Source organism: Nonomuraea fuscirosea (assembly GCF_035917475.1).
Taxonomy (GTDB): Bacteria; Actinomycetota; Actinomycetes; order Streptosporangiales; family Streptosporangiaceae; genus Nonomuraea; species Nonomuraea fuscirosea.
Map to the genome: position 1 here is coordinate 4,588,232 of NZ_CP109074.1, position 22,508 is coordinate 4,610,739.

24 protein-coding genes are annotated in these 22,508 nt (G+C 68.5%); 12 read left to right on the plus strand and 12 right to left on the minus strand.

Annotated elements, in window-relative coordinates; translation table 11 throughout:
* The first annotated feature begins 7 nt into the window (after positions 1-7).
* On the plus strand, positions 8-2,743 hold the full coding sequence (locus OIE67_RS21095) for an outer membrane protein assembly factor BamB family protein (RefSeq protein WP_326642881.1): 2,736 nt from the start codon (positions 8-10) through the stop codon (positions 2,741-2,743).
* A 169-nt stretch (positions 2,744-2,912) separates the two neighbouring features.
* Positions 2,913-3,491, plus strand: a complete 579-nt coding sequence (locus OIE67_RS21100; RefSeq protein WP_326642883.1) for a hypothetical protein — start codon at positions 2,913-2,915, stop codon at positions 3,489-3,491.
* A gap of 189 nt (positions 3,492-3,680) precedes the next feature.
* Here OIE67_RS21100 and OIE67_RS21105 read toward each other — a convergent pair whose 3' ends face one another.
* On the minus strand, positions 3,681-4,709 hold the full coding sequence (locus tag OIE67_RS21105) for a tyrosine-type recombinase/integrase (protein WP_326642885.1): 1,029 nt from the start codon (positions 4,707-4,709) through the stop codon (positions 3,681-3,683).
* Positions 4,710-5,036: 327 nt separating this feature from the next.
* Between OIE67_RS21105 and OIE67_RS21110 the strand changes: the two genes are divergently transcribed.
* Complete coding sequence (locus OIE67_RS21110; protein ID WP_326642887.1) at positions 5,037-6,071, plus strand: coiled-coil domain-containing protein; 1,035 nt, start codon at positions 5,037-5,039, stop codon at positions 6,069-6,071.
* Positions 6,072-6,502: 431 nt separating this feature from the next.
* On the opposite strand, the gene OIE67_RS21115 is transcribed toward OIE67_RS21110, so the two are convergent.
* Positions 6,503-7,111 (minus strand): tyrosine-type recombinase/integrase, encoded by a 609-nt coding sequence (locus OIE67_RS21115; RefSeq protein WP_326642889.1) that lies wholly within the window; start codon positions 7,109-7,111, stop codon positions 6,503-6,505.
* A gap of 393 nt (positions 7,112-7,504) precedes the next feature.
* On the opposite strand from OIE67_RS21115, the gene OIE67_RS21120 reads away from it, so the two are divergent.
* On the plus strand, positions 7,505-8,350 hold the full coding sequence (locus tag OIE67_RS21120) for a helix-turn-helix transcriptional regulator (RefSeq protein WP_326642891.1): 846 nt from the start codon (positions 7,505-7,507) through the stop codon (positions 8,348-8,350).
* Between the two features lie 63 nt (positions 8,351-8,413).
* Here OIE67_RS21120 and OIE67_RS21125 read toward each other — a convergent pair whose 3' ends face one another.
* The 7 genes from OIE67_RS21125 to OIE67_RS21155 form a co-directional block, all read right to left on the minus strand.
* Entirely contained in the window at positions 8,414-8,737 is a 324-nt protein-coding gene (locus OIE67_RS21125; protein ID WP_326642893.1) for a GDSL-type esterase/lipase family protein, read from the minus strand.
* Entirely contained in the window at positions 8,665-9,480 is an 816-nt protein-coding gene (locus OIE67_RS21130; protein ID WP_326642895.1) for a GDSL-type esterase/lipase family protein, read from the minus strand. The genes OIE67_RS21125 and OIE67_RS21130 overlap by 73 nt, the downstream gene beginning before the upstream one ends.
* A 3-nt stretch (positions 9,481-9,483) precedes the next feature.
* Positions 9,484-9,702: a hypothetical protein gene (locus tag OIE67_RS21135; RefSeq protein WP_326642896.1), complete on the minus strand. Its 219-nt coding sequence runs from the start codon at positions 9,700-9,702 to the stop codon at positions 9,484-9,486.
* Between the two features lie 67 nt (positions 9,703-9,769).
* Positions 9,770-11,149, minus strand: coding sequence for an MFS transporter (locus tag OIE67_RS21140; RefSeq protein WP_326642897.1), 1,380 nt, complete (start codon positions 11,147-11,149; stop codon positions 9,770-9,772).
* 251 nt (positions 11,150-11,400) lie between these two features.
* A complete protein-coding gene (locus OIE67_RS21145) occupies positions 11,401-12,060 on the minus strand; it encodes a hypothetical protein (protein WP_326642899.1) in 660 nt (219 codons plus the stop codon).
* Between the two features lie 194 nt (positions 12,061-12,254).
* Positions 12,255-12,635 carry a hypothetical protein gene (locus tag OIE67_RS21150; protein WP_326642901.1) on the minus strand — a complete coding sequence of 127 codons (381 nt, stop codon included), beginning with the start codon at positions 12,633-12,635 and terminating at the stop codon, positions 12,255-12,257.
* Positions 12,568-13,512 carry a DUF4158 domain-containing protein gene (locus OIE67_RS21155; RefSeq protein ID WP_326642903.1) on the minus strand — a complete coding sequence of 315 codons (945 nt, stop codon included), beginning with the start codon at positions 13,510-13,512 and terminating at the stop codon, positions 12,568-12,570. The genes OIE67_RS21150 and OIE67_RS21155 overlap by 68 nt, the downstream gene beginning before the upstream one ends.
* Before the next feature lie 479 nt (positions 13,513-13,991).
* On the opposite strand from OIE67_RS21155, the gene OIE67_RS21160 reads away from it, so the two are divergent.
* The 5 genes from OIE67_RS21160 to OIE67_RS21180 are packed head-to-tail and all read left to right on the plus strand — an operon-like array spanning position 13,992 to position 17,369.
* On the plus strand, positions 13,992-15,113 hold the full coding sequence (locus tag OIE67_RS21160; RefSeq protein ID WP_326642905.1) for a tyrosine-type recombinase/integrase: 1,122 nt from the start codon (positions 13,992-13,994) through the stop codon (positions 15,111-15,113).
* Complete coding sequence (locus OIE67_RS21165) at positions 15,110-15,436, plus strand: helix-turn-helix domain-containing protein (RefSeq protein ID WP_326642908.1); 327 nt, start codon at positions 15,110-15,112, stop codon at positions 15,434-15,436. The genes OIE67_RS21160 and OIE67_RS21165 overlap by 4 nt, the downstream gene beginning before the upstream one ends.
* Positions 15,433-16,272, plus strand: a complete 840-nt coding sequence (locus OIE67_RS21170) for a hypothetical protein (protein ID WP_326642910.1) — start codon at positions 15,433-15,435, stop codon at positions 16,270-16,272. Before OIE67_RS21165 ends, OIE67_RS21170 begins: the two co-directional genes overlap by 4 nt.
* A complete protein-coding gene (locus OIE67_RS21175) occupies positions 16,248-16,688 on the plus strand; it encodes a hypothetical protein (protein WP_326642912.1) in 441 nt (146 codons plus the stop codon). The genes OIE67_RS21170 and OIE67_RS21175 overlap by 25 nt, the downstream gene beginning before the upstream one ends.
* Positions 16,689-16,712: 24 nt before the next feature.
* Positions 16,713-17,369: a hypothetical protein gene (locus OIE67_RS21180; RefSeq protein WP_326642914.1), complete on the plus strand. Its 657-nt coding sequence runs from the start codon at positions 16,713-16,715 to the stop codon at positions 17,367-17,369.
* A gap of 119 nt (positions 17,370-17,488) precedes the next feature.
* Here the strand turns inward: OIE67_RS21180 and OIE67_RS21185 are convergent, their stop codons facing one another.
* Complete coding sequence (locus tag OIE67_RS21185) at positions 17,489-18,796, minus strand: aminoglycoside phosphotransferase family protein (RefSeq protein WP_326642917.1); 1,308 nt, start codon at positions 18,794-18,796, stop codon at positions 17,489-17,491.
* 464 nt (positions 18,797-19,260) lie between these two features.
* Between OIE67_RS21185 and OIE67_RS21190 the strand changes: the two genes are divergently transcribed.
* Complete coding sequence (locus OIE67_RS21190) at positions 19,261-19,629, plus strand: hypothetical protein (RefSeq protein ID WP_326642918.1); 369 nt, start codon at positions 19,261-19,263, stop codon at positions 19,627-19,629.
* Positions 19,630-19,853: 224 nt separating this feature from the next.
* Here the strand turns inward: OIE67_RS21190 and OIE67_RS21195 are convergent, their stop codons facing one another.
* Entirely contained in the window at positions 19,854-20,168 is a 315-nt protein-coding gene (locus OIE67_RS21195; RefSeq protein ID WP_326642920.1) for a pentapeptide repeat-containing protein, read from the minus strand.
* A gap of 275 nt (positions 20,169-20,443) precedes the next feature.
* Here OIE67_RS21195 and OIE67_RS21200 point away from each other — a divergent pair, with 275 nt between their 5' ends.
* A complete protein-coding gene (locus OIE67_RS21200) occupies positions 20,444-20,629 on the plus strand; it encodes a hypothetical protein (protein WP_326642923.1) in 186 nt (61 codons plus the stop codon).
* Between the two features lie 361 nt (positions 20,630-20,990).
* Here the strand turns inward: OIE67_RS21200 and OIE67_RS21205 are convergent, their stop codons facing one another.
* Positions 20,991-22,154 carry a hypothetical protein gene (locus tag OIE67_RS21205; RefSeq protein WP_326642925.1) on the minus strand — a complete coding sequence of 388 codons (1,164 nt, stop codon included), beginning with the start codon at positions 22,152-22,154 and terminating at the stop codon, positions 20,991-20,993.
* Between OIE67_RS21205 and OIE67_RS21210 the strand changes: the two genes are divergently transcribed.
* Entirely contained in the window at positions 22,153-22,428 is a 276-nt protein-coding gene (locus OIE67_RS21210; RefSeq protein ID WP_326642927.1) for a hypothetical protein, read from the plus strand. The two genes, OIE67_RS21205 and OIE67_RS21210, sit on opposite strands and share 2 nt — an antisense overlap.
* The last annotated feature ends 80 nt before the right edge of the window (positions 22,429-22,508 follow it).

Here is a 22,508-nt window from a genome sequence, read left to right on the forward strand (position 1 = left end):
CGATGGGATGGTGAGCGTGCGTGGTGCGGGTGCCGTCATCGTGTTGCTGGCGGTGCTGCTGGTGACCGGCTCGGTGGCGGCCGGGGACGATCCGCGGTGGCCGCTGGCGGAGGTGGGATGGCGGGCGGCGTGGTCGATGGCCGTCGATCCCGTCATGACGCCGGATGATGACACGCCGATCGCGGCGGTGTCGGCGCACGGTCTGGTGGTGGCGACGCGGCAACGGACGGTAGAGGTCCGCGATCCGCGGACGGGCGCGGTCCGGCGTGTGGTCGCGGCGCCTCGCGAGCCGACCGGCCTTGGGGCGGCCGCCGGGATGCTCGTCATGGCCACGAAGGCGCCCAGTCCGGCGCATCGGTCCCTGCACGGGTACAAGCTGGCCGACGGCGAGCACGTCTGGAAGACGATCACTGATGTGGTCGAGAACGAAGGGCCGCCGATCATGGTGACCGAGCACGCCGTCGTGGTCGTCGGGCGAGAAAAAAAGGGTACGGTGCCCCTACGATCCATTGACGTGCGTGACGGGCGGACGCTCGCCCGCGTGGTCCGTCCCGTCGGCTGCCAGCCGTCCTCCCAAGGCGCCTCGACGCGGTTGATCGTGTTCGCCGAGCAATGCCCGGACGGCGTACGGGTCACGGCAATGGACCCGAACACGTTGCGGCAGGTCTGGACGCGCCCGCTGACGTCGCTGCGCAGGCCGGGGGGTGACGCGGACACTTCGCCCGGCGTCGAGCTCCAGGTCTCCGCCGAGGGGACCACACAGGTTTGGGTGGCCGGCGACGACCTCGGCTTCACGGACGACTTCGTCTTCACGTTCACGCAGGACGGGCAGCTGCTGCCCGCTCTGAGCGCACGGCCCACGCTGGACTCCCCGCTCGACCGCTGGAGCCAGCCCCTCCAGCGCCTGGAGTTCGGCGAACCTCCTGCTCCAGCGGCCGAATTGGAGGGGTTCGACAGCGCGCGGCCGCTGCCCGCGTACCTGACGTCGATCGAGTCCGGCAGCGGCCGTCTGGGCGCCTTTCCCCTGGATATCCCGGCTTCGGCCGGTCAGCTCCTGGGCACGGCCGGCGACCTGGCCTTCGTATACGTCAAGGACGAGAGCAGCGGGCACATCACGGCGTACCGGCGGGTTCGCGGGCATCTGCCGGGCCCGGCCGCGCTGGGCGGGGTCGATCCCGCCGCATGGCCGGACGCCTGTACGCTGCTGACCGCTCATGACCTGCGGGTCGTGGCCGACGGCTACCGGCCGGTCCCCTACCGGTGGGCGCTGGGGGACCTGACATGGCCGAAGCCAGCCACCTGCGACTGGATTCCCCCCACCGACAGCGGCGCGGTGGTCTCGGTGTCGGTGGCCTGGGTGGCGAGATCGAGCGCTGAGGCGCGGGCGCTGTTCGACGCCGCGGTGAATGAGCTCAGGCGGCAGTGCGGCGATAGCGAGAGCGTCGGCTGCGACTATGACCCCGTCGCCGATGGCGACGGGCTCTTCTCGGCGATGCCGGACGTGTACGGCGTGGGCCGGAGAGGCAACACGCTGGTCAACGTGGGACCGGTCATCGCCGAACTGAACACCGACAGCCCGAGCGTGCTGCGGCTCCTCGCTCCGCGTATCCGCGCCAATCTGGGGGGCTCGGGCCGCGGGCGTCCGGTGCACGGGAGCGGGTGGAGCCATGTCACCGACTCGTGGCTTCGCGACGCCCCCGTGGTGAACGGCGGGGTCGTGTATGTCATGGGCGATGATCTCGAGGGCGATCGTTACAAGTTCTACGCGCTGGAGGAGACCACGGGGCGCCCACGGTGGACCGTGCCCACCAGTGTGTGGTCCTTCTTCGCGGTGGTGGACGGGGTCGTGTACGGGACAGCAGAGGAGAGGACCTACGCGATCGACGCCACCACGGGCCGCGAGCGGTGGCGTTATCAGATGTCGTCCAACGACGATGTCGTACTCGGGCGCGACCATGTGTACGTCTTTGGCGAGAATGGGGTCGTCGCCCTGGACAAGGCCACCGGGCGGCAGCGGTGGCGGTACCGGGAACGCGGGAATGAGGACATCGGCACTCTGTCGGAGGTCGGAGGTCTCCTGTACGCCAGCGGTGGCGGAGGCGTCGTCGCGCTGGACCGGATGTCAGGGAAGGTTCGGTGGCACTGGGCAAGGCTCGGCGGCAGGGCGATGGCGGTGAACGAACGCGCGGTCTACGCCGGGGACGGCAACGGCTACGCGTACGCGCTGGATCCCGCCACGGGAAAGACCCGGTGGCGTACCTGGCTGTCCGGCTCGATCGACTCGGTTGTCATCGCGGCTGGCGGCACGGTGTACGTCACCGGTGAGGGCCGGACGTACGCGCTGGACGCCACCATTGGAAAGCGCCGGTGGAGCTTCCTGGGCGAGCCCGTCCGGGAAGTTTCCGGGAGAGTGGCCGCCACCCAGGACCTCGCGTACATCCTCGGGCCTGACGAGCGACTGCTGCACGCCCTGGACTCCGCCTCCGGCGTGCAGCAGTGGAGCCGGGCCCTGCCCGACGACCCCTCGACCGAGGTGGTAATTCATGGCGAGGCGGAGTATGTCGGCGACGAGGAGGGGGTGCTGCACGCCTTCGACGCGGTCACCGGGACGGACCGGTGGAGCTTCCAGACAGGTGTCACGCACGTCATGGTCGGACCCGTGGTGGCGGGCGATCACGTCTATGTAGGCGGCTCGAACGGCATCCTGTTCGCCCTCAGCGCGGCGGACGGGACCGCCGGCTGAGAGCGGATCTTGGCGGACAAGCCCGTTGCCGCTGACCATTCGCCAACCTGCACGACGATGTTCGTGACGGTAAGGCAGGGCAGGCGAAGGAGCACAGTGGATCATCTTGCCGCACGCGTGTTCGGCTTCGGGGAGACCGGATCCCCGCATTGCCACGCAAAGTCCTCACATGGCCATCGGCCAGCTGACCGCGACGCCGGTCCGCGCGTTCCTGGCCGAACTCACCGAGCTGTCGCCGGCCAGCCGCAAGCACAAGCGCGCCGCCGTCGCCTCCTTCGCCAAGTGGGCCGTCCGCCACGACCTGCTGGCCGCCAACCCGATGGACCGCATCGACACCGTCAAGGTCCCGAAGGCCCTGCCCCGTCCCGCCAGCGCGGCCGATGTGGCCAAGGTGCTGGCGGAGATCTGCTCACGGCGGCCGCGTAAGGAGACGCCACTGGACCGGCTACGGGACCGGGTGCTGTTCGAGACCGCCTACGTCTGCGGCGCCCGCCCCTCCGAAGTGCGCGGCCTGCACGTCGAAGACCTCGACCTGCGCCTGGACGACAACACGTCCAGATCCACGGCAAGGGCGGAAGCTTGCGCACCGTCCTGCTCGGACGACCGCGGCTACGTCGCCCTGCTCAAGCTCTACCTGACCCCCGCCGGCTACACCGCCGGGCCGCTGTTTCGCGCCTCCATCAACGGCCGCGGCGGGCCGCTGTCCTATGACGCCGCCCGCCGATGCCGCGACCGAGCCGCGCATTGATCGCACAGTTGGCCACTTCCGATTCAGGCTGCTCTGAGCAGGGATAACGCAATCGCATGTACCTGGTGGCAACTTCGTTAACGACAGGTCTCTACCAGCGGTGAAACCGGGTCGTGGCCCGCTTCGCTGGTATTCCGGTCTCACACCAAGGACGTGAGCCACGTCGCGGGTTCCAGCACGCGACCGCGGTCAGAGCCCGACGTTGCGCATGGCGTTGTCGCGCCAGCGGTCGACGGCGCGGATGTAGCGCAGCACGACGGGTGAGGCGGGGGCCCAGCGGCCGTGCTTGGCGATGACCGCGACGGGGACGCCCGCGGCGTAGGCGACGGTGGCGCCGCCGGCGCGCAGGCTGTGTGCGGTGACGTTCTCCGCCGAGGGAACGCCGGCGCGTACGGCGAGGGCGCGGACGATGACGTTGACGGCGTCGGCGCCGAGCGAGAGCCCGACCGTGCCGTGCCGGTCGATGCGGCGCAGCAGCCGACCTGAGGTCTGCCCGGCCTGGTCGAGCACCTGGAGCCAGTCGCGCCAGGCGGCGACAGGGTCGGTCAGCGGGTGAGTGCCGCGCGGGATGGCGATGGTCTCGCCGGTGGAGTCCTTGTCGGTCTTGGAGGTGCGGATGGTGACCTCCAGCCCGTCGGCGACCTGGCGTACGTCCTCCCGGGTGAGCGCGACGAGCTCGCTGCGCCGGCCCATGAGGGCCAGGCCGAGCACCAGCAGGAGCCGGTCGCGGCGGCCTGCGGGGGTGCCGAGGTCGCAGGCGCTCACCATGGCGCGCAGCGCGTCGATGGTGATGGGCGGCGCCTCGCGCTGGCCGCGCCCGCCGGCTTCGGCGCGGCGGCGCTTGTAGGCGCGCAGCGCCAGGCGGGCCGATTCGGTGGCGGGTTGCCCGGTGTGGCCGGCCAGGCGGTGCATCGTGCGTACGGCGGCGATGGCCTGCTCGATACTGGCCGGGGCTTGGTCGGCCGCGCAGAGGCCGGAGGCGTACTCGGCCAGGGTGTGTGCGGTGGCGGGCAGCGCGATGCGGCCGTTTCGCGCGCACCAGGCGGTGAAGGCGGCCCATTGTCGGGTGTAGGCGCGGCGGGTGTTGGCCGGAACGCCGTCGGCGATCAGGGCCTGGGTGCGAGGGCTGAGGGTGTAGTCGGCGGCGGTGTGCGCGTCCGCGTTCTCGGGAAGCGCGTCACCCGGCCCCCACTCCCCCTTCGCTGCAGCCGGAAGCATCCACTCACCGTCACCCACCCTTGTCCCCCTGCCTCGCTTCGGGCTCCCATCCTGACCCACGATAAGGAAGGTTATCACGGGTCAGCGGCACTTCAGCGTTCCGTTTGCGAACGTACGAAACAGATGCGTTCGATCGCTACGAACGCTAACCTGTCTCTCGTGGCAGAAGATCAGCGCACCGCGGCCCCAGAGACCCCTGCAGAGACGACCGGCGAGACAGTTGCCGCCACGACCGGCGACACAGCCGGTCAAACGACGACCGCCGAAAACGCGACCGACCCTCTGGAAGATGCGCCGCGATGCGCCGGGCCGGGTTGCGCCAAGGCGTTGCCCGGCCGCAGCAGCCGGGCCAAGTACTGCAGTGACGCCTGCCGCGCCGCCGCCTACCGGGTGCGCACCACCGCCCACGCGGCCCCCGTCGCCAACGCCCTGCTGCGCGTCCAGGACCTGCTCGGCCCGCTGCTGTCCGCCGGTGAGCAGTGGCAGGCCGCCCAGGACGCGCTGCGTACCCAGTTGACCGAACTCAGCGCCGGCGCGCTTGCCCAGGTCGAGGCCGCCGAGCACGCCGCCGAGGAGGCACGGGGCGCGGCCGGCGAGGCGCGGGCCGTCGCCGCGGCGGCTGAGCGGCGCGCCGCGGCCGCGATCGACACCGCCGCCAACCGGACCGCCGCCGCAGAACAGGCCAGGTCGCAGGCCGAGACCGCCCGCGACCGTGCCGAGGAACGGGAACAGGACGCCTGGCGCCAGGTCGGCGAGCACCAGAACGCGCGCACCCAGGCCGAGCGACTCGCCACCGAAGCCGCCGACCGGCAGCGTCAGGCCGAGCACGACCGTGACGCCGCCCGCCGGCGAACCGCCGAACTCACCGACCAACACGCCGCGGCGACCGCCCGCATCACCGAACTGGAGCAGCAGGCCGAGAAGGAGCGACGCGAACTCGCCGGCCTTCGCCGCCAGCTGCAGGAGCAGGAAGCTCAGACCCGGAAGGCCGAGCAGGAACGCGACCAGGCTCGCGGTACGGCCGGGGCGCACGCTGAGGAGATCGACCGGCTACGCCAGGCACTCACCGCCGAACAGCAGCAGCGCGAACAGGCCGTCACCGCGGCCGCCGTGGCCGACCAGGCCCGCACCCTCGCCGACCAGGCCAGAGCCGCGTCCCTCAGCGAGACGGAACGCCTGCGGGACGAACTCGCCGGCCTCGCGAGCACGCTGAAGAACGCCCAGCGGCAACGCGAAGAGGCCGTCACGGCCGCCGCCGTCGCACAGGCGCTCCTGCACGAGCAGCAGTCCCGCCGCCCATCTGATCAGCCCGAGCCTGAGACTCCTGCCGAGGGCCGGACCAAGCACGAGAAACAAGGCTAGTCGAGCGCTGAACCGCTGGTCAGAGTGTCGGAGCCGAAGCCCTGTGGAGGGTTTGTGCAGCGGTCAGCGGGCACAGCGGCGCCGATTGGCGGGGTCGTGCTCGGCGGTGACGCGAGCGAAGATCGCCCCTGGACTTCGACGAAGGGACGAGGCGCAGCGCCGGGGCGCGGGCGTGCGCGAACGGCGGGCCATTCGACACAGTGACGCAGTGGCGCAGGGAGGTACGTACGCCGGCGTTCCGGGCAGCATCGACGTGGCGGGAGGGCTGGGCGCGGATCGGCCATGATGGACGGGATGACGAGGATCTTGAGCGTGAGCTGGAGAAAGCGGAGCCGGCGGCTTCGGAGAGGACGTCTGCGGGTCCAGCCGAGATACAGGTAAAACCGGCCATAAGTCGATCTTGACGGCCGTTTCCGCAGGCGGGTGGGCGGTCAGCGGTCGACCGTGATCAATTTGAGGGCGTCCTCCTTGTCCTTGTCGGACGGCAAGCTGTACCGGCGAGTGGTCTCCAGGCGGGCGTGGCCAAGGATCTCGGCGACCAAGACCAAATCGATCTTGCCGCGAACCAGCGTGGTGGCGAGCGTGTGGCGCAGGACATGTGCCGTGGTGGGATCACCCAGCCCGGCTGTCTGGGCGATCTCGGCGATGATGCCGCCTGCAGCCCGGGTGGTCAGCCGTCCGCCCTTGGCGTTGAGGAACAGGGCCCGGTTGTCGCTGGCGTGGGGCCAGTCGGAGCGTTCGTCGAGCCAGAGTTGCAGTTCGGTGCGGAGTTTGGGGTGGATGTCGACCTCGCGGAACTTGTCGCCCTTGCCATACAGGCGCAGCCGGCCCTTGCGGGCCGACGTTTGGATGTCGTCGACGTCGAGGCGGACGATCTCACTGATGCGGGCGCCGGCGTAGTACGGGATCAGCGCGATGCACCGGCCCCGGGGGGACAGATGTGCCTCCACGGCGCGCAGCCAGCGGATGCGGGCGCGCTCCTCCAGGGCGCGTGGTGCGCTTTTGGGCAGGTCTTCGCGGGCGATGTCGGCCTTGCCCAAGCCTCGGCGGACGTGGAAGTCGTCCAGTGCGGTGAGGGCGGAGCGGATCCGGGCACCTGTGAGGGTTCGGAGCGCGTAATCTCGGAACTCTCATCTGGGAGGCTACTTCCGAGATTGAACAAATCTCGGAAGTCACCCGGATCGGTTTGCTCGGCCTGTAGGGAGATCGTCTGCTGGTTCATCCCGGGCAGTGCGGGTTCGTTGATCTCCAGTCGGATGGTGGGCAGGATGGGCAGGGCGCCGCCCATCGAAGATGAAGTTCATCATTGGGCGTCGTCGGTCCTCGGGCTGGTGCGGGACCCAGTCCATCATTGAGCGCCGGGTGGTGTAGCTCGTCTGCTCCCAGCGTCGATGGCTTCCTGTGAGTCCGGTTGACCTGGCATTCTTTGTGGCATGTATCCCAGTTCTGCCCTTGGTGAGTTCCTTCGATCCCGTCGGGCCCGGGTTCGGCCCGAGGATGTGGGGCTGAGTCCCGGAGTCAAACATCGGCGGGTGAGTGGCTTGCGCAGGGAGGAGCTGGCACCGCTCGCGGGTGTCAGCGTTGGCTATTACACGCGGCTGGAGCAGGGGCAGAGCCCCAACGTCTCCGACGAGGTCTTGGACTCTGTCGCCCGCGTCCTGCGGCTGGACCGTGACGAGGTAGCTCACCTGCGCCGGCTGGCTCGGGTTGCGCGGGCCGATGAGAAGGTACGGCCTGAACTGTTGCGTCCCGGCATCAAGTTGATGGTGGATTCGTTCATCGAGGCGCCTGCCATCGCGGTGGGCAGGCGGGGCGACATCCTGGCGTGGAACCGTTTGGCGCACGCCCTGCTGGCTCCGCACTGGCCGTTCGAGGGTGGTGAGAAGCCGAACTTCGTCCGCGTCGACTTTCTTGAGTGGGAGTTCTCGCGGCGGCTTTACGTTGACTGGGAGCAGAAGGCCCGCGATGACATCGCCTATCTGGAGGGGTCGCTGAGCCGATTCCCCGGGGATGCGGGGCTGATCGCTCTGATCGAGGAGCTGCTGGCGCTCAGCCCGGAGTTCCGTGCCCTGTGGACCGAGCATCCGGTGAACAATTGCGCGTCCATCTCGCGCGACTACCGGCATCCGGACGTGGGGGTCATGACGCTTACCGCTGAGTTCTTGCGAACGCCCGACGATGAAGGGCAGGGAGTGACGGTGTTCCAGGCCGAGGCAGGCTCGCCGTCGGAGGGACGGTTGCGGCGGCTGGCCGACTCGGTCACTGTCGCCGCCGGATAGATGACGAGGGTGCCCTTGGCCAGGTGCGGGATCGTCCGCTCCGCGCCAAGGGCACCGGCTTGTTCACAACGTGTCGAGGTCAAAGGCCTCGGCCATGCGGCGGTAGCCGGCATCGTTGGGGTGCAGGTGGTCGCCCCTGTCGTAGGCGGGGTTGAGCCGGTCGGAGTCGGTGGGCGCGGCCATGGCGCGGTCGAAGTCGACCACCGCGTCGTACTCGCCGGATGTGCGGATCCAGTGGTTGAGCGTGTCGCGGACCGTCTCGCTTGCCGCTGTGGTGAGCTCGTCGCCCTTGGTCGGCAACAGGGTAGCGCCGATCACCTTGAGGCCGCGGGCGTGCGCACGCTGGATGAGATGGCGATGGGCGGCGATGAGCTGAGCGGCTGACACATGGGGTTGGGTACGGCGGTGGGATCGCCGGTGGCCTCGCTGAAGCGGATGTCGTTAATGCCGCCCAATACGATCACCGTCCGCACGCCGGGCTGGTCGAGGGCGTCGCGGTCGAACCGGGTGGCGATGCTGTCGCCGTACCAGGCCGAGTCGTTGAGGACCCGGTCTCCGCTGATACCCGCGTTGAGCACGGGGCGGGGCCGGCCGGCGGCCGCCAGGCGTTCGGCTAGTTCGTCGGGGTAGCGGTTGTTGGCGTCGGTGGTGGAGTTGTATCCGTCGGTGATCGAGTCGCCGATGGCGACCACCCCGTCCTGCCGGGCAGGGCGGTCGGCGAGCACGTCGACCCGCGACAGGTAGTACCACGATCGGGTGGACTCGATCAACGCGGCCGAGCCCTGGTCGGCCCGGTGATCGCCGGTCGCGCGGTAGCTGGTGGCGGAGGACTGGGAGTGGAAAGTGGCCGGGCCTGTCCTGGCCGCCAGGTAGAGGGTGACGGTCACTGCTTCCCCCGGCTTGACCCGAAGGGCGGCCGCGTCGCTGACTCGTTCGGCGCCGGCTGGGATGGTCGCCGTGGGGGAGTGGTCAAACATCAGCGGCCGCAGGGAGCCGGGACGTACGGCCGCGCCCTCACCAGCGCGGGCAATCGTCGCACCTGCCACCTGCAACGGTGCCTGGCCGTAGAGGTTGGACAGCCGGATGCGTACCGCGCTCCCGCCCGCGGTAACCCCTACGACCTGCCGCACGGTCTAGTGGGAGAAGCCTGCCTGAGACCAGTTCGGCGTGAACACCGAGATCGGGCGTTGCGGCGCGGCCGACCAGCCGCTGGTCCAGACGCTGTGGCGGCTCGCCGCAGCCGCGTGATACGCGGTATCGAGGGGCGCCTGCGCGGATGCGGCCGTCGCCATCGAGAGGGCCAGAAAGGCGCCGGTCAGTGCCGTGGCGATGCGTCGGGAGGTCGAGTTCATGCGTATGTCCTTTTCGAGCTTGTCCGGACGTGAGTCCGGGCGGGTTTCTGGTGAGGTGCTTGTTCGGTCAGGCGGCCAGGGAAGGCTCGGCTGGCTGACCGGTGCTGGCCCGGCGGAGGAGAACGCCGCTGGCGACGGCGCCGAGCAGCGCGACCGCACCGGCCACCAGGAAGGCGGTGTGCAGTCCGCCGAGGGTGGCCAGCGCCTTGGTGGTGGCCGGGGCGAGCGCTTCGGTACGGGCGGCGACGATCGCGGTGAGCCCGGCCACGCCGATGGCGCCGACGAATGTGGGCATCTGGGCCAGGCTCCCCGCGACGCCCTGGTCGGCCTCGTTCAGGCCGGAGGTGATCGTGGTGATGGCCGCCACCACCGTCAGGACGTGCCCGAAGCCCATCGTGGCCGAGGTCGCCAGCAGCAGGACCAGGCCGCCCTCAGGGGGCAGGAACATCATCGCGGCGGTACCAATCGCCTGCACGGTCAGGCCGGTCACGATAGTCGTCACCGTGCCCCGCGAGCTGATCAGCCGGGCCACGAAGGTCCCGGCGATCAGGGCCGCGAGGCCCTCGCCCAGGAAACCCAGCCCGGTCTGCAGCGGCGAGTACCCCAGGACGTCCTGCATGTGGATGCTGAGCAGCAGGGTCGCCCCACCGCACATCCCGAAGGTGACCAGCCCCACCGTCATGCCCCATTTGACGGTCGTACGCCGCAGGAGGCGCAGCGGGACGAGAGGGGCCGCATGCCGCGCCTCGACGACCAGGAACGTGCCGAGCAGAAGCACCGCAGCCAGCAGCGTCGCGAGGGTCGGCACGCTGCCCCAGCCTGCCTGGCCGCCCGTGGAGATGCCGTAGACCAGGGCGAACAGCCCGCCGCTGGCCAGCAGCGCACCGGGGACGTCGAGCCTGGCGCGGCTGCGGGCGATCGTCTCACGAACCACCGCTATCGCGCCGAGCATGACCAGGACGCCGATGCCGAACAGCAGGAGCATGGTCCAGCGCCAGTTCAGCCCGCTGGTAATCAGCCCGCCGCCGATCGTCCCGATGACGAACCCCAGCGACAGCAGAGCGCCGTTGACCCCCAGGGCCCTGGTGCGCTGCGGTCCCTCGGGGAACGCGCCGGTCATCAGCGCGAGCGCGGTCGGGCCGATCATGGCCGCCGCGACGCCTTGCCCGGCGCGTGCCGCCAGCAGCAGCCCCGGGCTAGGCGCCAGCCCGGCCAGCAGGGAGAACACGGTGAAGCTCGCCACTCCGGCGATGAACAACCGGCGCCTGCCGACCATGTCGGACGCCCGTCCGAACAGCGGCATCAACGCGGCCGTCGGCAGCAGGCACGCGGTGGCCACCCACTGCAGCGCCGGCGCGCTGGAGAAGCCCAGCTCCCGGCCGATCTCCGGCAGCGCCACCGTGATGATCGAGTAGTCCAGGCCGGTCATGAAGGTCGCGCCGCACAAGGTGAGGAGGATGAGCCAGCCTCGAAGCCCTAGCCTCGCGACCTCTCGAAAGGTTTCTGTCGTCATGCCGATCAGATTGCAGCCCGCCGAAACGAGCCACCAGCGCTCTGGTGAGGGTACATCCGTCAGGTACAGGCTCCCCCCTGCGGGCGGACGCCGGGCGGGTGCGAGACCTGGGTGCCGCCCAGAAGCCGCCTACCGCCCCGCCTTCAGCCTCGAAGGCCGGCCCCGCCGCTCACCACTTCCGGCGCTCACGCCGCCTCGGCTTCCTCGCGGAAATCGAGGTTGACCTCCATGTCCTCCAGTGGCGAGTCCAGATCATAGATGTAGTCGCCGAAACGGCGCACGTTGTCTTCCTGGTAAGGGGACATGATGGCCACGTCGGCGCGATGCACCGCCTGGCCCTCTGCGCGCAGTTGGTTGAGTACCAGCGACATGTCCAGCGGGTCGGCCAGCTTGGCCTCCGATCCCGACAGCGGCCCGAAGTGCCGGAACCAGCGCAGGTGCCGGGTGGTCCGGGTCAGAATCTCCAGCAGGGAGCGTTCTGGCAGCCGGTCTTTGACGGCCGTGGCCAGCTTGAGCGCCTCGGCGCTGTGCCCGGCGGACTTGCGAGCCTTGAGCGAGGGCCGGCCCTGCTCGTCGATGAGCAGGTCGGCGTTGTCCGGGTAGCCCGCGTCCACGGCCGCGGCCACGTCCTTCATGCGGGTCTTCAGCTGCGTCACGAACTCCGAGGCGGTGGCGGGCAGGCCGACCTCGGCGCAGTAGGTGGCCAGGTGCGGCAGGCAGTCCTCCCAGCTCAGCAGCTGGGCCTGCCAGTTGGCGTAGGCTTCGGAGCCGACCGCCGCCACATCGCCGCGCACCAGCTCGTCGGCCAGGCAGGAGAAGACGCAGATTTCGAAGTGTCGGCGCACCAGCTTGCCGGGCGGCGCTTGTCGGCGATCACCTTCTGCCAGGCCTCCGGCGCGAACGAGACGTCCACGTGCTTGCGCACCGTCACTGTGGAGATCTCGCCGGTCGTCTCATCGACGACCTCCTCCTCGGCCGTGTACTCATCGCTGATGAGCTCGCTGGTGTGGGTGGCGTTGGCGCGTACGAACTCCAGCGCCTACAGTTGCCTGCGGTCGGTACTGGCCGGCTCCAGCACCAGCACGCCGGCCAGGCGCAGCAGCAGAGCCCGGTGGGAGCGGTAGAAGCGATCCAGCAGCGGCAGGTAGTTATCACCGTGGAAGGCGGCCAGCGCCTCGTGCTCGGCCACCAGGCCGGACAGGCCGCCGTTGGTCTCGATCGTCGCCAGCACCGCCCGGCCGGTCTCGTGCCGGCGCCGCACCGCCGTCCACGGGTTCGGCGCGTTCCGGGCCGCCATGTCGACCTCATTGACCGCGTCCAGCAGGTCGCCGAGCACCGCCAGCATGCGCTCGTTACGTTGGCACTGCTCGGCGCGGATGGTCTCCAGCAGTTCGCGGGCCTTGTTGTGCATGGTGTTCATCCGCTTGCACAGCATGGTTACCAGCTCGTCGCGGGCCCGTACCCGCGCCTGGTGCAGCAGGCACGCTCCGCTTGACCTCGGCGGAGTCACGCATCTCGGAGGCATCCAGCGCCCGGGCCTCAGCCGCGAAATGGGCGATCTTGGAGGCAGGCACCCCCTGGAGCCAGCCGTCGCTGGCCCCGGCCATGCCATCCAGCCAGGCCAGATGGTCCAGTTGCAGGCGCAGCTTGGTCACCGTGGCCCGTGGCGCGCTCTTCTTGGCCCGGTCATGTCCGCTGCGGCCGGTAGCCGGATCCACCTTCAACGCCCCCAGCAGCCGCGCGTGGTCATCGAAGCTCATCCGGCCGTAGGCCAGGGTGAAGATGGCGCCGTTGACCTCCGCGCGCACAGAGGTGGCCAGGTCATCCAGGGTGGAGAACGCCGGGAACTCACAGCTGTTCTTGGCCAGCTCCTCCAGCGCCACGTTGATCAGGTCGGCCGGGTGGTCCTTGGTCTTGGCCGCCTGCCGGATCGCCTGCTCGGCCAGCTTGCGCGCATTGGTCTGATCGCCATCCAGCCCCAGCCGGGCTCGCACCAGCGACTTGTGGTTGCGTCCCGTCCGCTCGGCCACGTCCGTCATGCCGATCTGTTCAGGCAGGCCCAGCTCGTTCCGTACGTGCTCGACCACCGGGGCCGGGATCTCGGCCAGCCGCGGGAAGCGTCCCAGGCGCTGACAGCACTTCAGCCACACCGTCAGCGACAGCCGACTCTCGTCGCTGTCGGTCATCTCCCGCGCCCAGTCCATCTCCGCCAAACTCGGCGAGTACGCCTCGCGCAGCTCCCGCTCGGAGATGGTCCGCTTGAACCGCGGATAGGCGGTTTTGTCGATCGACGCCATCGGGGCACAGCAGTCCCATCAGCCCCGATCAGCAGAACTGGCCAAACTGTAGCCGACCGAACACAGTGCGCGAGACTGAACTTGGAAACTAGAGCCGAACTCCTACTGTCGGCGAGAGACGACTTCCGAGATCGCGTACCACCGTTACGGAGAACCGGGCGCCAGGTATCGAGTACCCCGCCCCAGACTCGTGTGGACGTGCTCCGAGGTTCTCAAGATCGACTCATAGCCGGCTTTCCCCGTATCTCGGGAGCGCCGCCTATCGCATCAGATGCGAACTGACGGCACCTCGTGTCCCGGCGACTCGACTTGATAGAGGACCTGCTGCGTGCATGCTTTCGGCACTCTGCACTCTATCCGTCTGTGCACCGCTTGGGAGCGGAGAGACAGTACAGGTTGAGGCGGTGGCCTGGGGTGCGAGACAACCGTTCGCGTTGGATGCAAATATTTCGCATCCAACGCGAACGACGGAGCGTAACGTGCCGAGCACAAGCGACGGACTTCCGGGAACCGCACGCCTGCAGTTGGTCGATGGGGTGGCGTTGCTGCACCCCCAAGAGCAGGTGTTCGAGGCGATGGTGGATGGCTGGCGCAATCAACAGCTGGCCGAATCTGGGCTCTCGACGATCGACAAGCGCATCGGCCGCCTCCGCTCTTTTCTCCGGCATGCCGAGGACTTCCCGTGGCAGTGGACCGCCCAGCACGCTGACGCATGGTTCGGTGACCTGCGCTCGGTGCACGGCTGCGCGCATTCCACCCTGCGCTCCTACCAGGACGCGTTGCGTTCCTTCTGCCAGTACGTCGTCGATCCCGCCTATGGCTGGGCGGCGGTCTGCGAGGAGCGCTTCGGTACGTATCCGATCCAGATCGTGCACGAGGGCAACTCTGCGACGCATGTCCAAGAGTCCGAATCCCGGCCCGAGAAGCGGGCCTTCACCCTCGAGGAGCTGCAGAATTTCTTCGACTACGCCGATGAGCAGGTGACCAGAGCGCGTGATCGCGGCCGCAAGGGGTGGCTACCTGCCTTCCGGGACGCCACCTTGTTCAAGATCGCCTATAGCTATGGCCTGCGACGCAACGAGACCCGCATGCTGGATGTTGCCGACTTCGGCCGCAACCCGCACGCGCCTGAGTTCGGCGACTACGGCCTGGTTCACATCCGCTATGGCAAGGCCAAGAAGGGCTCGCCGCCCAAACGGCGCAGCGTCGCCACCGTCTGGCCCTGGACGGCGGACGTCCTGGACGAGTGGGTCACCGAGTTCCGGTCGCAGTTGGCGCCTCCTGGCAGCTCGGCGCTCTGGCCGTCCGAACGCGGTGCCAGGATCGGACTGCAGCGCATCAACTCCCGCTTCGCCGCCTACCGCGACGCACTCGGCCTCGATGCCGGCCTCGACTTCCATGGGCTGAGACGCTCCTACGTCACCCACCTCATCGAGGCCGGCCGCGACCCGCTGTTCGTCCAGTTCCAGTGCGGCCACGAGCACGCCAGCACCACATCTCTCTACACCTGTGTCTCCTCTGACTTCCGCACCCGCACCCTGCGTCAGGCCCTGGACGAGACCTTGGCCGCCGCCCTCGAACCTCCTAGGAGATCCCGATGAAACGCCAAGTCAGCTACCAATGGCGGCTGCGCGAAGTCATGGCCACCCACGGCATTTTCACCATCAGCGACCTAGTCCCGTTGCTGGCCGAACGGGGCATCGACCTGTCGGTGTCCCAGGTGCACCGGCTGGCCACCGGCGTTCCGGAACGGCTTTCACTGCCCGTGCTCGCCGCGCTCTGCGACATCTTCACCTGCACCCCAGCCGAGCTGATCGCTACCAAGGCCGAGAACGCCGTCGTCCGCAAGACCGCCACAGACGACGGCCCGGTCAACCTCAACGCCAGGCGCCCCACCCGCGCCCGCCTCCGTCCTGAGGCATGAACATTCCGCCGCTGGCCTGCGACAATTGCGGGACGGAAGGATGGAGATACCGGCGCGGACTTTGCGGTCCGTGCGCCCTCACCGCCGACCTGCGGGCCGTCCTGGACAACGGGGACGGCGCCATCCGGCCCGAACTGCTGCCCTTCTTCGAGGGCTTTCGCACGATGACCAACCCCAGGGCGGGCATCCAGTGGATCCACCGCCTGCACGTTCACCAAATGCTCCGGACACTGGCCGACCCGGCAACGCCCATCACCCACGAGACGTTGGATGAGATGTCGCCCTGGCGCTCGGTGACCTACCTGCGAGACCTACTGATGCTGCACGGCGTTCTGCCCCGCGCCGACCGGCACCTCATCCTGTTCCAGCGATGGCTTCGCGACGCCCTCACCGCAGTCAGCGATCCTGACCACCGGCAGGTCACCACCAGGTTCGCCACCTGGCACGTGCTGCATCGACTCCGGCGCTTCGCCGAACGCGGGCCGGTGACCGGCAAGCAAACCGACTCGGTCCGGATCGAGGTCAGGCAGGCCATCGCGTTCCTGAGCTGGCTGAGCCAGCGCGATCGTGAACTGCCGAACTGCGGCCAGGCCGACATCGACGCCTGGTATGCCGGCGCCTACACCGCCCGCCGGCGCACGCACGCCTTCCTGCGATGGGCCATGCGCGCCAAGCTCATGTCCCGGATGACCCTTCCGCACCAGCCCACCACCAACCCCGCGCCCATCAGCCAGCACCAGCGCCTGGCCGTGCTCCGCCGCCTCCTCACCGACGAGGAGATCCCCTGCTCACCCGGGTCGCGGCCACCCTGGTGCTGCTCTACTCCCAGCCACTGACCCGGATCTTGCGCCTGACCCTTGACGACGTCCGCTATCACGACGGCCAGATCAACCTTTGCCTCGGCGATCCACCGACCCCACTGCCAGAGCCGTTCGCCGAGTTGCTACTTCGCCATCTTGACCAGCGTCTCAACCTGACCACGGCCACCAACCAAAACTCCCGCTGGCTCTTCCCCGGCCGCCGCGGCGGACAGCCCAGGACGCCCGACGCCATCGAACGACGCCTTCGCGATCACCAGATCCCCATACTCAGCGGCAGGACCGCCGCACTTCGCCAACTCGTCCTCCAGGCGCCAGCTGCGGTGATCGCCCGGATGCTCGGCTACAGCGACGAACAGACCAGCCGCGTCGCGACCGAAGCCGGAAGTCCCTGGAGCCGATACGCCCCAGTCGACGAACACCCCCACACCTGACCACAGCGACATGGAATGAGCATCATGACGACCCTTCCCGGGCCACGCTCGGCGGCCGAGATTCGCACCTACCTCAAAGACCATCTCAACCAGGCGCTTCGCCGACCCGGCATGTTCGGCGGCGAGACAGCCCTGCGCCTCCTGTTCGATCACCTGGCCTACGCCGAACACCAGGAGACGGAGTGGGCGCAGGCATTGCAGTCCCTGGAAGTGCGGGGCGCCATCAACTCCCTCGGCGTGACCGGAGCGCTCGCCGCCGTCCTGCCTCGTCCCTGCGACGACGGCGTCGCCTCGATCTATGCCGAGCTCGCCCACGATGCCGGGTGGCTACAGGCCGACCGAACCCTGACGGAAGAAGATCACGCGTCCCTGCGCCGCAAACTCACCACTTGGGCTGCTCACGACCGCACCCTCACCGACGTGCAAGAGGAGTTCGGCCCACCTTCCATTCTTCTCGGCGGCACCAACCCCCGCTTCGGCAAGACACTCGCCTACCTGACCGAACAAGCGACGGAACCGATCATCTTCTTTCACCTCTGGAACGGGGGCCCCGACGAAACCGACAAGATCTGGCGCTCCATCTATGACGAACCCGTCCTCTTGGCCCTCCGCTTCGGCAGGGAAGCGTTCAAGGACACCTTCACCTTCACACCGGAAGGAAGCAGACGCCGTCCGGCCTGACGTCCCGTGGCCTCGCTCATCCGCTGGCTACTACGCCGTGTGACCATTGCAGTTCCAGAGGGCGCGAACACGCGACACTTGATTACGCGAGGTCGCCAGTTTGGCACCCGCGATGAGCCCTACTTTCGCCAACCGTGGATGGTCAGGTCGGGGTCGGTGGCCGCGTTCAGCAGCCGCCGCCCCCAGCCGTAGGTCATCGGTAGCCAATTGAAATCGTGGTCCGGTCCCACGATGTCGGCCAGCTCGATCAGCTTCATCATCTCCACCACCGCGGCGAGCGGCTTTGCCACGCGCCATGCGCTCCGCATCCGTTCCGGAGTGACGGTGTCGGCCCAGGCGTCGAAGTAGGCGTCGAGGTAGCTTGCGGCGTCCGGCTCGGACGCGTCGAGTAGCCATGAGGCCAGATCGAACAACGGGTCCGTGAGAGTGGCGAAGCTCCAGTCGTGCAACAGGATCTCGTCGTCGCGCACGACCACATTGCCCAGGTGGAAATCGCGGTGGACGATCGTCGCCGGGATGGCCGCCTCGTCCAGGCGCTCGGCGCACTCGACCAGGTACGGGGTCAGCGCCTGCAGCCGGTCGGCCTCCTCACCGCTCAGCGCCCGATCCAGGTTCTTCGGAAGCTTGGGCGCCCGCCAGATGTCGTCGCGGGCCAGGATTGACCGCACGCCGTCAGCCAGCGAGGCCGGCGTGAGCGGGACGCACCCCACGGCGATCAACTCGTCCCCGCGGCCGATGGTCTCCCTCTGCACCATGACTAGCTGCATCAGACACGCGCGACGCTGCTCTGTGGAGACCGCCCAGCCGTCCACACCGCCGAAGTCCTCGGCGAGCCACCAGCGGTCATCGGGTGAGATCGCGGTGATGGTGGCGAACGGCGCGATGCGCAATGACGCCAGGTATCGAGTGATATCCGGTTCGTGCGCCAGCCTCGGCAGGACCGCTTTCAGAAACAGGTCACCCCGGTCAGTCGGCGTGCGGAGCACGGCGGACATGCTCCAGTGCTTGATCTGACGGCTAGGACCGAGCCGCCCGCGACCGGCAGCCTTGATCTCCCCGTCGATGTAGGACTCGGCTCGCTCGAACCAGCCCGGCCTGAACCAGTCGGAGGCGAGTGGCCGGGATCGCGCCGCCCGGCGGTCGAGGACCAGGCTCTGCCCGCTCACCGCATCATGACCGTGCCACGCGAACCCATCGGCGCAGACCGGCCGCGCTCCGCCCAACGCCAGCAGGACCACTGTCGTGAAGTCCAATGGCTCCAGGACCACAGTGATCAGCCCGAATTCGCAGCGCACGCGATCGGTCAACTCGCTGTCCATCGGCGGCAACCTGACGTCGAACCGCATCCGCGGCAGCGCCGGAATGCCGCTGGCCGTGTCGCACAGCACGGCGCCGTCCCGGTCGACGATGACCAGTACGGCTTCCACGGAATCGGACGACATGATCAAGCCTCCAAAGACCGACGGAGTTCACGGAATAGCGCGCTGGCGTCGTTCACGACTGCATGATCACAGCTCGCCCGGCCAGCACGCAAAGGCGTTTCAGCTGGTGTTTTCTGGTCATCCATGGATATCGCCTGGCCGGGGATGGCTGAGAAAGGCCGCACCCGCGAGCTTGGCATACCGCATGGCCGTGGTCGGATGAACACCGAGAGCCTGCGCGAGTACGGAGGGTGGGGCCTCACGGACGAGTTGAAGCCACGTTCCGCTTCGTGCGGCGAGTGGTGGGATCTTCTCTTCCCGAGCCAGCCAGTCGATCGTTTCCCGAGACCTCCAGCCCTCTGCCTCAGCGATCCACCTGCGCGGCAAACGCGAGCAGCCTACTTGCCTTACGTGCCTGACAGTCCTTCAAGCAGCTGACCAGCGAGAACGCTTGAAAACCCAAGATAACGGTGGCTCTCGCAAGCGCCACCGAGGCGCTCGCCCTGGCCGAGCATCGGCTCACGGACGCCTCGGCTTCCTCCCGTATGCTTCGCGGCCGCGCCCTGAAACTGTGCGGCCGGGCACGACGGCTGCTCGGAGACCCCGCCTGCGAACACGACCTGGACCGTGCCGTCACCGTGCTGGAGCAGGAGATGATGCGCACTCCCGACCGGATCCGCGCCTGCCTCGCCGATGCGCTGGACGCGCGAGGGCGAGTGCGGATCTATCTGGGGCGGCTGGAGGAGGCCGAACACGACCTCAACCACCCATCACCCTGCACAGGGAGGACCTGGCTCGGACGCCTAGCAAGGACCAGGGTTCCTGGCCGGCGCACTTGAAGATCTCGGCTGGTTGCAACGGCGGACAGGCCGCACAGGGGAGGCGCTGCTGCAGCTGCGCCAGGCGCGGCGGCTGTACGCGGCCGCGGCCCAGCGCAATCCCGGCTTGTGGCGCGCGCGTTACGCCAGGCTGGACGGAAACCTCACCCGGCTGTACCTCAGCCTCGGCTGGACCAAGCAAGCCATCGCCCTCGCCTTCGCCTTCGACCAGTCGAAAGCGCCTGTCACCCCGCTACCCCGTCGACAGGCTCTCTGGACTCTGGGTGTTTCAGCTCGGCCTCCACTGGGTTCGGTTCCTGCTCGGGCAGCAGCACCCCGGCCAGCACCGGCTTCGGCAGTATGGGAGGACAAGACCAGTCGCGAACCCTGCGGAAGCTGACCCTGCCGCCGGAGAACGTCGCGCCGCCGAAGTCGACGTTCCCCCCGGAAAATGTCGCGCCGCCAAAGTAGACCTCACCGGAGGAGAACACCGCGCTGGAGAATTTGACCGTGCCGCCGGAGAACGTCGCTCTGATGAAGTACCCGCCGTCGAAGACCACGCGGGTGAAGTCGAAATCGTACCCTGCCAAGACCTCGAGGCACTGTCGCGGAGATGGGCGGTGATGATACGGATGATGGTGTGGCGCACCTCGCGCAGCCTGGCGAACGACAGTCGCTCGTCAGCGTCGCTGTCCTCGCCCGGGTTCGATTTGTACGGTAGGCGCAGGTAGGAGCACAGCACGTCAATCACCATCTGGCGCAGTTCGCGGGTCGGGGCGTCATCAGCCAGGCCCGCGAGGGCTTGCACGCCGGCCAGCCGTACAGCGGGGGCGTCGTGGCCGAGCATAGGGGCGGCTGTGGCGAAGCGCTCGTTGAACAGCTTGGTGGCCTCGCGCTGATGGGCCCCATCGGCGCGCTGTTCGGCGGCTTGCTGGCGGTGCTCGGCGGCTTCGATGACCTTCTGCCTACGATAAGCCACGACCAAGGCGATAACGCCGCCGACGCCGGCCACCACGGCTAAGGACAGCTTCAGCGGGTCCAGCAGCCGAGCCAGGGAGATGCCGCTTGCGCTCGGTGTCAGGGCTGGGAAGCCGAGCAACCACAGGGCGCTGGTGAACACGCCGGCGCTGAGCAGGACCGTGCCGATCAGGGCAAGGGTGAGCACGAGGCCGAAACGGGCCAGGCGTAGCCCTTTGCGGGCGGCGGGCGTGGTGAGGGGCGTGTCGCGTGGGGTCGGGAACCTTCCGTCGAGCTTGGCCACGGCTCTCACAAGGGAGGATCGCTCGCGAGCGCGCCAGCGACTCCATGGATGACGGGCCGTCCCGACGAAAGCGATCTGGCTCGTGTTGACCATACAGGCGATTTCTGCTCCGGATGAACTTTCATACATAGGGTTGGACATGTGGCGACGGTACGCCGTTGAGTTCGGCGTCAAATCCGTTCTCGTCACCGTGGGGGAGCTCTCGTGCCAGCGTGTAGAGCTGCGCGCGGGCGATCACTGCGGGGGAGTCTGTCATGACGGTGATGATGCCCATCACGGCCGTCGCCATCACCCGCCATCCCGGCGTGAACCCCCAAGAGGCCCGCGCGGACACCACGACGGTCAGCAGCGCGCGCCACGCCTGGCTCCGCATGCTCCCGGCGAAACTCCGCGCCGAGTACAACCGCCTGGGCGCCGGCGAGCGTGGTGTGATCAGCGTTCCCCGGGCCAGCACGACGGCGGTGGCCGAGGCGGGCACCAGCAGATCCACCACAGACGCGCCGGTCATCACAAAGGCCACTGCCAGGTGGGCGAGCCACAGCACGCCCACCGCGGCCAGGCGCGTCGCGGGCCGCAACACCAGGTCGAGCCGCCACCAGGCGAAGCCGCTGGTGCCGAGACGATCGAGGTGGGCGGCCACAGAGCCGAGCCACGCGGTCAGACGCTCGGCGGGATAGGAGCTCGACCGCCCCAAGGAGAAGACATAACCGCTGATCAGTGCGGTGGCGTGTGCTTCCCCCTGCGCTGGCGCCAGGAGCTCTGCCGGGTCCCTGCCCATGCCTCCGGGCCCGTAGGCCCTCAGCAGCATCGTCAACATGAACGGTGACGAGCACATCGCCGCGAACTCGCCATTAGGGTCGTCCCGCAGGGTCTCGAAAATCGGCTCCCAAAGGGGGAGAGCAGACGCCGGTAGGTGATCGCGGAGGAACGAGGCGACCTGGCAGACGCTGAGCGGCTCGAGTTCGAGTACGTCGAAGCCCGCCGGGAAGGCGTTCGCCTCCGCGTACTCCTGGGACCGGCAAGTGAGGACGAGCCTGTGTCCTTGGCCGATCGCCGCGTTCAGGCACGCGAGGGCCCGCTCTCGTCGTTTCGGGTTCAGTTCGTCGACACCGTCGACCACGGGCAGGACATCGTCGATCGTCAGCGAGCCCGGGCCGGGGTAGTTCTCGCGGAGCTGACGTTCGATCCAGGTCTTCAATCCCTCCGCGAGAGGATCCCAGGTGACGGCGGGGAGCAGGACCGGCACCGGCGCGTCCGGTGCGGGGGCCGACAGGCGCTCCAGCATGATCGAGGCCGCAAGCCGGTTGTCACTTTTCGAAGTCGTGTGCACGGATGCGCGGACTGGCCTGCACGCCCGGGACGGGGCCTTTGTTTCCGCCGTCATGACATCCGTGTTCGTCACCCGGCGCCTGCCCGGCAACGCCGTCGAGATCCCGCGCCGGACCTGCGCGGTGGACGTCTGGGGCGAGGACACGCCCATGCCCCGCCACGAGCTTCTCCAGCAGGTGGCAGGACGCAGCGGCCTGATCACCATGCTCACGGACCGCGTGCTGGGATGAGCTGCTCCGGGTTGCTGGATCGCTGCTCACCGGCGCGGTCAAGGCCAGCGCCACGGCGTTCATCGGGGTCGCGCTCCTGC